Origin of the sequence: Mesorhizobium sp. M4A.F.Ca.ET.022.05.2.1, assembly GCF_003998845.1 — a bacterium.
GTDB lineage: Bacteria > Pseudomonadota > Alphaproteobacteria > Rhizobiales > Rhizobiaceae > Mesorhizobium.
The window spans coordinates 1-12,210 of the sequence record NZ_RZOJ01000157.1 but is presented as its reverse complement, the minus strand read 5'-3'; the positions used below and the strand labels follow the sequence as shown (position 1 = coordinate 12,210).

The 12,210-nt window shown below is 64.0% G+C and carries 11 protein-coding genes and 2 pseudogenes; 6 read left to right on the top strand and 7 right to left on the bottom strand.

Going from position 1 to position 12,210, the window contains the following annotated elements; genetic code table 11:
• Together EN745_RS37085 and EN745_RS18060 are read left to right on the top strand one after the other, a co-directional pair.
• A pseudogene (locus EN745_RS37085) lies at nucleotides 1–171 on the top strand (cyclic nucleotide-binding protein); the annotation flags it as partial.
• Nucleotides 171–782, top strand: coding sequence for a DedA family protein (locus tag EN745_RS18060; protein ID WP_127421904.1), 612 nt, complete (start codon nucleotides 171–173; stop codon nucleotides 780–782). The pseudogene EN745_RS37085 and the gene EN745_RS18060, both read left to right, overlap by 1 nt.
• A gap of 3 nt (nucleotides 783–785) precedes the next feature.
• Here the strand turns inward: EN745_RS18060 and EN745_RS18055 are convergent, their stop codons facing one another.
• From EN745_RS18055 to EN745_RS18045, 3 genes are all read right to left on the bottom strand, one after another.
• Nucleotides 786–1,385, bottom strand: a complete 600-nt coding sequence (locus EN745_RS18055) for a hemerythrin domain-containing protein (protein ID WP_126054318.1) — start codon at nucleotides 1,383–1,385, stop codon at nucleotides 786–788.
• 40 nt (nucleotides 1,386–1,425) lie between these two features.
• Complete coding sequence (locus EN745_RS18050; protein ID WP_126054317.1) at nucleotides 1,426–1,785, bottom strand: diacylglycerol kinase; 360 nt, start codon at nucleotides 1,783–1,785, stop codon at nucleotides 1,426–1,428.
• Nucleotides 1,786–1,894: 109 nt separating this feature from the next.
• Nucleotides 1,895–2,323 (bottom strand): GFA family protein, encoded by a 429-nt coding sequence (locus tag EN745_RS18045; protein ID WP_127400588.1) that lies wholly within the window; start codon nucleotides 2,321–2,323, stop codon nucleotides 1,895–1,897.
• 320 nt (nucleotides 2,324–2,643) lie between these two features.
• On the opposite strand from EN745_RS18045, the gene EN745_RS18040 reads away from it, so the two are divergent.
• The 3 genes from EN745_RS18040 to EN745_RS18030 all read left to right on the top strand — a co-directional run bounded on the left by EN745_RS18040 (nucleotide 2,644) and on the right by EN745_RS18030 (nucleotide 4,926).
• Nucleotides 2,644–3,714: a diguanylate cyclase gene (locus tag EN745_RS18040; RefSeq protein WP_126054316.1), complete on the top strand. Its 1,071-nt coding sequence runs from the start codon at nucleotides 2,644–2,646 to the stop codon at nucleotides 3,712–3,714.
• Between the two features lie 101 nt (nucleotides 3,715–3,815).
• Nucleotides 3,816–4,199 (top strand): MbcA/ParS/Xre antitoxin family protein, encoded by a 384-nt coding sequence (locus EN745_RS18035; protein ID WP_126054315.1) that lies wholly within the window; start codon nucleotides 3,816–3,818, stop codon nucleotides 4,197–4,199.
• Nucleotides 4,159–4,926, top strand: a complete 768-nt coding sequence (locus EN745_RS18030) for an RES family NAD+ phosphorylase (protein ID WP_127421903.1) — start codon at nucleotides 4,159–4,161, stop codon at nucleotides 4,924–4,926. The genes EN745_RS18035 and EN745_RS18030 overlap by 41 nt, the downstream gene beginning before the upstream one ends.
• Nucleotides 4,927–4,938: 12 nt before the next feature.
• Here the strand turns inward: EN745_RS18030 and EN745_RS18025 are convergent, their stop codons facing one another.
• The 4 genes from EN745_RS18025 to EN745_RS18010 all read right to left on the bottom strand — a co-directional run bounded on the left by EN745_RS18025 (nucleotide 4,939) and on the right by EN745_RS18010 (nucleotide 11,330).
• On the bottom strand, nucleotides 4,939–5,643 hold the full coding sequence (locus EN745_RS18025) for a hypothetical protein (protein ID WP_127421902.1): 705 nt from the start codon (nucleotides 5,641–5,643) through the stop codon (nucleotides 4,939–4,941).
• Nucleotides 5,644–5,823: 180 nt separating this feature from the next.
• A complete protein-coding gene (locus EN745_RS18020; protein WP_127421901.1) occupies nucleotides 5,824–7,197 on the bottom strand; it encodes a 3-deoxy-7-phosphoheptulonate synthase class II in 1,374 nt (457 codons plus the stop codon).
• A 334-nt stretch (nucleotides 7,198–7,531) separates the two neighbouring features.
• Nucleotides 7,532–11,029: a transcription-repair coupling factor gene (gene mfd, locus EN745_RS18015; RefSeq protein WP_127421900.1), complete on the bottom strand. Its 3,498-nt coding sequence runs from the start codon at nucleotides 11,027–11,029 to the stop codon at nucleotides 7,532–7,534.
• A gap of 13 nt (nucleotides 11,030–11,042) precedes the next feature.
• A complete protein-coding gene (locus EN745_RS18010) occupies nucleotides 11,043–11,330 on the bottom strand; it encodes a succinate dehydrogenase assembly factor 2 (protein ID WP_126059061.1) in 288 nt (95 codons plus the stop codon).
• A 92-nt stretch (nucleotides 11,331–11,422) separates the two neighbouring features.
• Here EN745_RS18010 and EN745_RS18005 point away from each other — a divergent pair.
• Nucleotides 11,423–12,210, top strand: a pseudogene (locus EN745_RS18005) (ATP-dependent DNA helicase RecG); the annotation flags it as partial.

Genomic DNA, 12,210 nt, shown 5'->3' with positions numbered 1-12,210 from the left:
GCCCACGACTATGAGGTCAATCTCAAGGCCGAGATCGAAATCATGGCGCTGCATGAGAAGCTGGACGAACTGCGCCACAGCGAGATCATCGGCATGCGCGACGAGATCCTGCGGCTGGCCGAGCAGGTCAGGCGCATCGATGAAAAGCTGTCGGCGCGGCAAAGTCCCTGATGACCGAGGCCATCCACCATCTCATCGAGCAGTACGGTCTGTTCGCCGTTTTCCTGGGCTGCGTCGCCGAAGGCGAAAGCGCCGCCATACTCGCCGGCTTCTTTGCGCATCAGCATGTCTTCGTGGCCTGGCAGGCTTTCCTGGCGGCAGCCATCGGCGCCTTCGCCGGCGACACCTTCTTCTTCATCCTCGGCCGCAACTTCGCAGATCATCCCTATGTGCTCAAGCTGAAGGCGCGGCCAGGCTTCAGCCATGCCTTCCGTTTGGTCTCCTCCCATCCCAACATCTTCGTGCTTTCGAACCGCTACATCTACGGCATGCGCCTGGTCGGCGGCGTCGCAGCCGGCTTCGCCAACATCACAGTGACGCGCTTCGTCGTCCTCAACGCCATCTCGTCGCTGGTCTGGGCGGCGTTGTTCTGCACGGTCGGCTACGTTTTCGGACTGGGCGCCGAGCGCGTCGTCGGCCAGGCGCTGGCGCGCCACGAACGGCTGCTGATCGCGCTGGCAATCGGGCTTGTCGTCGCCATCCTTGCCTGGTGCCTCGCCCACTCCGTCGCCAGGAAGGAACGCGCCAGGGACGCAGGGGACGGTCAGGGCGAAGCCAGGTAAAGCTCAGTCGATGTCGATGTCGGTGTCGAGGGCGCGGTCGCCACGGTCGAGGATCAGCGGGATGATCAAATCCTCTTCGTCGGCCAGGTGCCTTGTGAGCATGGCGATCAGCCGGCTGTTCTCATCGGCATAGACGTCGGCGGCAAAGCGCTGTCTGTCCTCGCTCTCCTCGAGCGTGCGGATAAAGGCATTCGCCGCCTCGGCGTTGCGTTCCAGCCCTTCGTGTATGGTGTGATGGTCGGCGTCGAGTATCTCGAAGCCTCGCTTCAACCGGGGCTCAGCCTTGGCGAAGGCCGGGAAGTATTGGTAGTCCTCGACATTGTGGTGTCCGTCGAGATTGCCAAGGAAATGGTTCAGCCGCGGCGCGAACCAACGCGCGAAGTCCGGCGCTGTCAGCCTGCCTTCGCGATAGTCACCAATGCCGTTGGCCAGCATGCCGCCGAGTTCGCGGAACATGTCGTGCCGCCCAAGCCACATAGCGGCGAGGCCATGAATATTGCCGTGGCCCTGCCAGGTCTCGCGCGGATATTTTTGCGTCAGCCAGCGCAGATCGTCCGGCAGCCCGGCTCGCTCGAGCAACAGAAAATCAGCGGCGTCCGACATGACAGTCTCCTTTGGTAACCGTCATGTAGGAAGCGCTATACTAGATCGGTAGTCCCGTGATGCGCTCGATAATGGCGATGCCCCAGACGCCGGCCACGATCACCACCGAGATCAGCACCGCCAGCGAACCGCAATCCTTGGCGAGCTGGATGTCGACATTGAACTCGCGGCTGAAGGCGTCGCAGGCAGCCTCGATGCCGGTGTTGAGCACTTCGACCATGATCAGGAGCAGCACCGCGCCGAGCAGCAGCGCGTAGCCGCGCCACGACACCGAGATGAACCAGCCCGCCGGCAGGGCAAGGGTGAGCAGCATCAGCTCCTGCTGGAAGGCCTTTTCGTGGGCAGCCAGCTTGCGGAACGCCCGCACCGAGTTGAAGAAAGCATCGATCAGCCGCTGCATGCCCAAATCCCTTTCCGAGTGACCGGCAGGGATATAGCAACGGCTGGATCAATGGAATAAGGCAGTGCCGCCAAAAATCACGCGCTCTGCCGCTGTACTCGCTTGCTGGTCATTCGGCGGCCTCACCGGCGACCTTGACCGAGGGCGACGATTTCTCGAACTGCGGCAGCCCGTCGTCGATCGAATAATAGTCGCCCTTGTCGCCAACGAAGATATGGCTTTCCCCGGCAAGTCCGGACGGCCTGTCGAAGGCGCCGGCCATGATCGAAATCTGATCCAGTTCGTTATGCTTCCAGAACAGGAGCGAGCCGCAGATGCGGCAGAACCCGCGCCTGGCGACGTCGGAGGCGCCATACCAGGTGAGCGCCTCGGCTCCTTCTATGTCGATATCGGCATCCTTGGCCGAGGTCGCCGCAACGAAATGGCCGTTCTGCCTGCGGCATTGCGAGCAGTGGCAATAGACGACACCGCGCAGAGCCCCCCTCGTCCTGAAGCGCACCGCGCCGCACAGGCAAGCTCCGTTGTGATTGTCATCCATTCCGCCCTCCTAGAATTCATCACCTGTCAGCAGCAGGATTCCAGTTTTGCGCCCGCCGGGCATCGGCAAATGCGACATGAAGAGGACACGGTTCGCCCCGCGCCTGCATAAGCGGTTATTGCATCCTGGGGTAGAGAAAACCGTGTTGAAATCCAGCCTATTAAGGAAACTTTAGCGCGCTCGCATCTATGGTCGTTTGCAAGTGAAGGTCGTGAGCGGGGACGCGATTCTTCTCGTGTCTGGCATTTCCGGTCGCACTCCCCTCATGGCGACATCGGCACGCGCAGGTTCTGCGTTGGCTCTTGAGGAGTGAACAGAACATGCAGCCGGCTTTCGTTCCAAACGACAGGAACACCGACATAGCGAGCACCGTCGTGGCGACGATGCGCCAGCTTGGCGTGCTTGGCCTGCCGCGCAACTACGAGATCTTCTACGAGGCTCTGAGCGGCAGCAATCATGAACTCAGCCTAGCCGTCGTCTCGCTGAGCAACCGGCCGACCCAGGAGGAACTCGACCGCATCGGCCGAACCTTCTTTGCCCAGCATCACGGCCCCGGCATTGTCGAGCACGCGCGCGACGTCATCGCCAAGGAACTCGAGGATATCGCCTCGCTGTTGCGCAGCGAGCGTTCCCACATCGAAAAATACGGCCGCATCCTCGACGAGACGTCGAGTGGGCTCGGCAACCGCAGCATGCTGTCGCAGGACCTGCTGCAGAAAATCGTCACCGCCATGTCGGCGGCGACCAACTCGACGATCGACCATGGCAGGCAAGTGGCGAGCACGCTCAGCGAAAAGACCGCCGAGCTCGAGAGCGTCAAGTCGAAGCTCGAGGAGTACAAGCGGCTCGCCGACACCGATCCCTTGACGCAGGTCTGGAACCGCCGCGCCTTCGACAAGGAAATCACCAAGATCTACAACTCCAACAAGGGCATCCTGTTCAATGCCCTGATCCTCGCCGACATCGACCGCTTCAAGGACATCAACGACCGCTTCGGCCATCCAGTCGGCGACAGGATCATCCAGATCATCGCCGAGATCTTCCAGACCAGCATTCGCGGCGACATGTTCGTTGCCCGCACCGGCGGCGAGGAATTCGCCCTGATCGTCGAGGGTGCCAGCGAAGACACGACTTTCGAGATCGCCGAGCGCATCCGCACGCTGATCGAGCAGACGCCGTTCACCAGCAGCCAGACCGGCACCAATTACGGCACGGTGACCGTGTCGATGGGCATCTGCATGGCGTCCGAGGCCGAAAGCCCCGAGGACCTCTACACCAAGGCCGACCGGGCGCTCTATCGCTCGAAGGTCGGCGGCCGCAACCGCGTGACAAGGCATTCGGCGATGGCCGGTCGCGCCGGCAAGAGCTGGCTGCTCTACAAGAAAGACTGACTTTCTCGGCCCTGAAGATCCGGCTGTCCCGGATTCTTTCGACACAACACCTTTCCATATGAATTTTCGTGGACTATATTTTCCATGGAAAGGAACAAGTCATGCCGTCCGTGCAATCTCATATCGCCACCGGCGCGGCCGAAAACGCGGTCGTGACCAGGGCCACGCTGCGCGCCGCGGAACTGCTCGACGTCACCGCCAGGGTGCTGGCTTCCGTCATCGGCGTCTCGGAAGCCACGGTTTCGCGCATGCGCAAGCAGGAATTCCTGCTCGAGCGCGGCACCAAGCCGTTCGAGCTGGCCGTCCTGTTCGTCCGGCTATTCCGTTCTCTCGACGCCATCGTCGGCGGCGACGAGAGCATCGCCCGGGCCTGGCTGAAGAACGCTAATACGGCTTTCGACAGCGCCCCGATCGAGAAAATCCAGTCGATATCAGGACTTGTCGATGTCATCGCCTATCTGGACTCCCGACGCGCTCTCGTCTGAATCCGCCCGGCTTGAAGGCAAGTACTGGCGCATGGTCGAGGCGCAGCACCGCGTCTCGACGCTGAAGGTCGTCGACACGCTCGACGAGCAGGCCTTGCTGGAAGAGCTGATCGAGGAGACGAAGCCGCAGATTCCGCTCGAGTGCCGGCACCTCCACTACCTGCTGGCGACGCCCTTCCGCTACGGCTCGGTCTACCCCCATGGCTCGCGCTTTCGCCGCGCCGGCCGGACCAGGGGCGTCTACTATGCGGCTGAGACCATGTTCACGGCTGTCGCCGAGATGGCGTTCTACCGCCTGCTGTTCTTCGCCGAATCGCCCGACACGCCCTGGCCGCGCGACGCCGCCGACTACACTGCCTTTTCCGCCGCCATCAAATGCGCCGCCGCCATCGACCTGACCAGGCCGCCGCTCGACCGCGACGCGGCCGCATGGACGCATCCGACCGACTACGCCGCTTGCCAGGCCATCGCCGATGTCGCGCGCGAGGCCGGGCTGGAGGCGATCCGCTACCGCTCGGCGCGCGACCCGAAAGGCGCCAACATTGCGCTGTTGACGTGCAAGGGTTTTGCAAAAGCAAAGCCGCTGGAGCCGCAGACCTGGCGCATTCGCCTCGGCGTCTTCGGCGTGCAGGCGATCTGCGAGTTTCCGGAAAAGCGGATCGAATTCTCCAGGGCGGCCTTCACCGACCCACGGCTCGCGAACTTGCGCTGGGAGCGCGGCCGCTAGCTGTGTCGTGATTCAGGCGAGGATGTTCACCGCCCGCGCCGCCACCAGCGCGATCGTCAGCAGCGAGATCAACGCCTCCGCCATCATCAAGAGCTTGGCGCGCTGGGTAAGCGGCAAGGTGTCGGTCGGCGAGAATGCCGTCGCGTTGGTGAACGCCAGGAAGGCATAGTCGACGAAGCCGGGCAGCCAGCCGCAGATTTCTCGGTCGGGCAGCGTCATCTGCGGGAACAGGAAATCGGCCTGCGCGCGCTTGACCAGCCCACAGGTCGGCGGCCCGCCCCGGTCCGTGCTCCAGAACCAAAGCGCGAAGACGATGACGTTGGTGACCCAGATGTTCAGCGCATCGACAAGCAGCGTCGTGCCGGCGCCGGCATGGCCTTCGAGCAGCGCCTTGACCAAGAAGACCAGCGCCCCGCAGTTCATGACGCTGATGACGCCGGTGAGGACCAGCGCGGTGCGGCGGATGTAAAGGCGAAACCGGCCGATCGCGTACCAATGTTCGTGATCGATGGCCTTCTGTGTCGCCATTTGCGTCCACGCCGTCGCGATCGACAGGGGCACGAGCAGCACCGCCTCGATCGCAGGCGCCAGCCAGCGCGGGCCGAACGACAAGTCGTTTATGACCAGAAGCTGCAGGCAGATGATGACGAGGACCGCCGCTCGAGCCGACCAGAAATCAAGGGCGCGGTGGTGGATGACGGCATGCTCGTGACGCATGGTGAATGCTGGAACCAGTTGGGGGTGGACGATGCAGTCCCATCCAATCTTGGTTTTGCAATGGTCGCGCCAGAACACATTTTCGTAAGCTCTGATGTTACCGCTCCTCGGCCCGAAACAAAAAAAGGCGCCGGATTTCTCCGGCGCCTTTGATCACGCAGATTCAAACCAGCAAGCGGCTCAGCCGTTGGCGGCCTGCTTGTGCTGGACCGTGTGGCTCTTCTTGAGCAGGTCCGAGACCAGGAAGGCGAGCTCGATCGCCTGGTCGGCGTTGAGGCGCGGATCGCAATGCGTGTGGTAGCGGTCCTGCAGGTCTTCCGCGGTGATGGCACGGGCCCCGCCGGTGCATTCGGTAACGTTCTTGCCGGTCATCTCGACATGGATGCCGCCGGGATGCGTGCCTTCGCCGCGGTGCACCTCAAAGAAGGTCTGCACCTCCTTCAGGATGCGGTCGAACGGCCGTGTCTTGTAGCCGGCCGCCTCAATCGTGTTGCCGTGCATCGGATCCGACGACCAGACCACGCTGCGGCCTTCCTTCTGCACCGCGCGCACCAGCTTCGGCAGATGCTCGGCCACCTTGTCGGCGCCGAAGCGCGCGATCAGCGTCAGCCGTCCCGGCTCGTTCTCCGGGTTGAGCAGGTCGATCAGCTCCAGCAAGCCGTCCGGTGTCAGCGACGGGCCGCATTTCAGCCCGAGCGGGTTCTTGATGCCGCGGCAATATTCGACATGCGCATGGTCGGGCTGGCGGGTGCGGTCGCCGATCCAGATCATGTGACCCGACGTGGCGTACCAGTCGCCGGAGGTGGAATCGACGCGGGTCAGCGCCTCTTCGTAGCCGAGCAGCAGCGCCTCATGGCTGGTGTAGAAATCGGTCTCGCGCAGCGCGAAGTTGGTTTCGGAGGTAATGCCGACTGCGCGCATGAAGTCCATGGTCTCTGTGATGCGGTTGGCGAGCGACTCGTACTTTTCGCCCTGCGGGCTGTCGGAGACGAAACCAAGCATCCAGCGATGCACATTCTCCAGGCTGGCATAACCACCCTGGGCGAAGGCGCGCAGAAGGTTGAGCGTCGCCGCCGACTGGCGATACGCCATCTCCTGACGGGCGGGATCGGGAATGCGCGACTTGGCGTCGAACTCGATGCCGTTGATGATGTCGCCGCGATAGCTGGGCAACGTCACGCCGGCCTTGGTCTCATTGTCGGAAGAGCGCGGCTTGGCGAACTGGCCGGCGACGCGGCCGACCTTCACCACCGGCTGCGCGCCGGCGAAGGTCAGAACGACGGACATCTGCAGGAAGACGCGGAAGAAGTCGCGGATGTTGTCCGCGCCATGCTCGGCGAAGCTCTCGGCGCAATCGCCGCCCTGGAGCAGGAATGCATCACCGGCGGCAACGGCCGCCAACTGCTTCTTCAGTTTGCGCGCCTCACCGGCGAAAACCAAAGGCGGAAAGGTGGCGAGTTGGGCTTCCGTGTTCTTCAGCGCGGCAAGGTCCGGATAGGCGGGAACCTGCTTGATCGGCTTTTCTCTCCACGAATTCGGCGACCATTTCGTCATCGTTGCACCCAAACGCCCTTCAGCGGCAATTCCAGGAAAAGCGTGATTCCGCGCGGAATTGCGTCAAACAAACAGATGAACGGGCACCCTCGCCCGCCATTCCAGCCCAATATGGGGTGGCGGCTCCTTACACGAAGCCGAATTCCTATTCTAGACCGGAATTTGAGCGCTGGCGAATGAGCGTTGCTGGCCAAGGTGTGTTGAGATTCAGGTTAGGCCGAGCCGAAAATGGTGACTTCCGAGATCCGGAGCGGAGCGTACTCAAAGTACGTGAGCACCGGAAGCGCAGGGAAACCGCCATTTGCAGGCCGGCATCAACTGAAACTCAATACACCTAGGCGGCTTTCTCCACCAGCCGCGCCAGCTGCGTCATCACCACGGCCGAGCCCGCCAGTCGCTTTTCGGCGTTCGGCCAGTCGCGGATGAAGACGACGCTGTGATCGGGCCGGATCTTGGCCAGCGAGCCCTGCTCGCCGATGAACTTGACCAGCCCGACCGGGTTGGAGAATTCACGCTTGCGGAAATGGATGACGACGCCTTTGGGGCCGGCGTCGAGCTTCTCGACATTGGCCCTGCGGCAAAGCGCCTTGATGAAGACGATCTTCAAGAGATGCGTCACCTCTTCCGGCAGCGGTCCGAAACGGTCGATCAGCTCGGCGCCGAAGGCGTCGATCTCCTCGGTGCTTTCGAGGTCGCCGAGCCTGCGGTAGAGCGCCAGCCTGAGCTGCAGGTCCGGGACGTAGCTTTCCGGGATCATCACCGCCGTGCCGACGGCGATTTGCGGCGACCAGCCACCGTCCTGCACCTCGCCGGAATCCTTCACCTCGGCCACCGCCTCTTCCAGCATCTGCTGGTAGAGCTCGAAGCCGACCTCCTTGATGTGGCCGGACTGCTCCTCGCCCAGAAGATTGCCGGCGCCGCGGATATCGAGGTCATGGCTGGCGAGCTGGAAGCCGGCGCCGAGCGTGTCGAGCGACTGCAGTACCTTCAGCCGCCGCTCGGCGGTGTCGGTAAGCTTGCGGTTGGCCGGCAGCGTGAACAGCGCGTAGGCGCGCACCTTCGAGCGCCCGACGCGGCCGCGAAGCTGGTAGAGCTGCGACAGGCCGAACATGTCGGCGCGATGGATGATCAGCGTGTTGGCGGTCGGGATGTCCAGGCCGGATTCGACAATGGTGGTCGACAGAAGCACGTCGTACTGTCCGTCATAGAAGGCGTTCATGATGTCGTCGAGCTCGCCCGGCGGCATCTGACCATGCGCCACCGCCACTTTAAGCTCCGGCACCGATTGCTTCAGGAAATCATAGATTTCGGTCAAGTCGCTGATGCGCGGCACGACATAGAAGGAATGGCCGCCGCGATAGCGCTCGCGCAGCAGCGTCTCGCGGATCACCAGCGGATCGAAGGGCGAGATGAAGGTGCGCACCGCCATGCGGTCGACCGGCGGCGTGGCGATCAGCGACAGTTCGCGCACGCCGGTCAGCGCCAACTGCAGCGTGCGCGGGATCGGCGTCGCCGACAGCGTCAGCACGTGCACGTCGCTCTTCAGGTCCTTCAGCCGCTCCTTGTGCTTGACGCCAAAATGCTGCTCCTCGTCGATTATCAGCAGGCCGAGATTCTTGAACGAGATCGCGGAACCCAGCAGCGCATGGGTGCCGACGACGATGTCGACCGTGCCCTCGGCAATGCCTTTCTTGGTCTCGGCCAATTCCTTGGAACCGACCAGCCGGGAAGCCTGCGCGACGCGGATCGGCAGGCCGGAGAAGCGCTGCGAGAAGGTCTTGAAGTGCTGGCGCGACAGCAAGGTAGTCGGCACCACCACGGCGACCTGGAAACCTTCCATGGCGGCGATGAACGCGGCGCGCAGCGCCACTTCGGTCTTGCCGAAGCCGACATCGCCGCAGACCAGCCGGTCCATCGGCTTGCCGGCGCCGAGATCGTCCATGACGGAATCGATCGCGCCCTGCTGGTCGTCGGTCTCCTCATAGGGGAAGCGCGCGGAGAACTCGCCATAGAGGCCTTCGGCAGGGATCATGGCGGGCGCCGAGCGCATCTGCCGCTCTGCCGCGATGCGGATCAACTGCCCGGCCATGTCGAGCAGGCGCCGCTTCAGCCGCGCCTTGCGCGACTGCCAGGCGCCGCCGCCGAGCTTGTCCAGCGTCGCCTCGGCCGAATCCGAGCCGTAGCGCGACAGAAGCTCGATGTTCTCGACCGGCAGGAACAGCCGGTCGTCGCCGGCATAGTGGATTTCCAAGCAGTCATGCGGCGCACCCACCGCCTCGATCGTGCGCAGGCCGATGAAGCGGCCGATGCCGTGGTCGGTATGGACGACGATATCGCCAGACGACAGCGACGAGGCTTCGGCGATAAAGTCTGATGCGCGCTTCTTGCGCTTGGAGCGCCGGATCAGCCGGTCGCCGAGGATGTCCTGCTCGGCAACGACGACCAGTCTCTCGGTCTCGAAGCCGGATTCGAGCGGCAGCACGGCAAGGCCCGCCTGCCCCGGCTCGAGCTTTTCCGCCTCGGCAAGCGTCGCCACCGGCTTCAAATTGCCAAGATGATGCTCGGCCAGGATCTGGCCGAGCCGGTCGAGCGAGCCTTCGGTCCAGCCGGCGATGACGACGCGGCGGCGCGCTGCGCGCTCGTCGGCGATGTGCTTCACCACGACATCGAAGACGTTGGTGTTGGGGTCGGCGCGTTCCTCGGCGAAGCTGCGGCCATGCCGCGCACCAGCATGGAAAACCTTTTTGCCGCCGACATCGGGCGCATCGAAGACGGTGAAATCGATGTCTTCGCGCGGGCCGAGAGAAGCCTTGAGATTCTCCGGCGAGAGATAAAGCAGGTCCGGCGCCACCGGCTTGTAGGGCACGGCGTCCTTCAACGCACCGTCGGCCTGCTTGCGGCGCGCCTCATAGTGGTCGAGGATCAGCGTGTGGCGTTCGGCCAGCGCCTCATGCGCCAGATGGTCGAAGACCACCGGCACGTCAGGCAGGTAGTCGAACACCGTCTCCAGCCGCTCGTAGAAGAACGGCAGCCAGTGCTCCATGCCGGCGAAGCGCCGCCCCTCGCTGACCGCGGCATAGAGCCCGTCATCGCGCGACGGTGCGCCGAACGCCTCGATATAGGCGCGGCGGAAGCGGCTGATCGTCTCCGGCGTCAGCGCCACTTCGCTCATCGCCTGCAGCGCCATCGACTTGCGCTGGCCGGTGGTGCGCTGCGTGGCGGCGTCGAAGACGCGGATCGATTCCAGCGTGTCGCCGAAGAAATCGAGCCTGAGCGCCTCGCTCCAGCCGGGCGCGAAGAGGTCGAGGATGCCGCCGCGCACCGCGAACTCGCCGACACCGCGCACCGTCGACACCCGCTCGAACCCGGAGGTTTCCAGCCGCGACACCAGCGCCTTCATGTCGATCTGATTGCCGGGCCTGGCGTGGAAGGTCTGGGCTTCGATGAGATCGGCCGGCGGGATGCGCTGCAGCAGCGCGTTGGCGGTGGTGAGGATCACGGCGCGATGCGGCTTCCTCGCCAGCGCAATCATGGCGGCCAGCGCGTCGAGCCGCCGCGCCGCCGCATCCGAGCCCGGCGAGACGCGGTCGTAGGGCAGGCAGTCCCAGGCGGGCAGTTCGAGCACCGGCAGGCCAGGCGCGGCAAAGGCCAGCGCCTCGGTGATCGCCGGCAGGCGCTGCCCGTCGCGGGCCACGAACAGCACCGGCTTTTCGGGCGCGATCTCAAGCGCCGTCTGCACCAGCGCGAAAGCTTCGTAGCCGTCGGCGACACCGTCGACGATGAACTGGCCGGCGCGGCCCTTCGGCAGGCCGATGGAGGGAATAAGGCTCATTTGTATGCGTTTTTCAAAATGTCATGGTCCGGCGCGACGCCAGGATCTTTTGCAGGACAGCGCAGTCGATGTTGGCCGGAACCGGACGTTCGCCGGTGATGAAAGGCAGGAATTCGGTGTCGGGGATTTCAAGGAGCTTTTCATATTGGTCGATTTCCGCATCGGTCAAGTCACCGATCTCGGCATCAGCGAAGGAGCCCAGGATCAGGTCCATCTCGCGCATGCCGCGATGCCAGGAGCGGAACAGGAGCTTGCGGCGGCGGGCATCCAGCCCCTCGCTTGATCGTTGTGTCCCGGTCATGGCGCCGCGTCCCTTGCTGAAGCGGCGCATATAGCGTGGATAGAGGGCGGTGTCAGCCTTGCGCAATGGTTGTCGCGACATAAGCTGACAACATGCGCCCTTCCCTGCTCGATCCGCTGTTCGTCCCGATCACCTCGCTTGCCGGCGTCGGGCCGAAGGTCGGCTTGCTGATCGAAAAGGTAGTGGCCGCCGATCTCGGCGACCGCGCCGCGCGCGCCGGCGACCTTTTGTTCGTGCTGCCGCACACTGTGATCGACCGCCGCAACCGGCCGGGCATAGCGCTTGCCGCCGAAGGCGCGATCGTCACCCTCGAGGTACGCATCGACCGCCACCAGCCGCCGCCGCGTGGTAACAGGTCGGTGCCGTACCGGGTCTACGCCCATGACGACACCGGCGAGATCGCGCTGACCTTTTTCCATGCCCACGCCGCTTATCTCGAAAAGTCGATGCCGGTGGGCGAGCATGTCGTCATCTCGGGCCGCATGGAATGGTTCAACGGCCGCCCGACCATGGTCCACCCCGACCACATCGCGCTGGCCGGCGAAGCGGAAAACCTGCCACTGGTCGAGCCGGTCTATCCGCTCACCGCCGGTCTCTCGGGCAAGGTGCTGCGCCGTGCCATCGGCCAGGCGCTTGGCCGCCTGCCGGAGTTGCCGGAATGGCAGGACGACGCCTTCATGCGCCGCCAGACATTTCCACCCTTCGCCGATGCGCTTGCCGGCATCCACTATCCGGCAGACCCGATCGACGTGGCGGTCGAGGGGGTGGCGTGGCGGCGGCTTGCCTATGACGAGCTGCTGGCCGGCCAGGTGTCCCTCGCTTTGGTGCGAGCCAGGATCCGCCGGCTGTCCGGCCGGCCGCTGACCGGCGATGGCAGCGT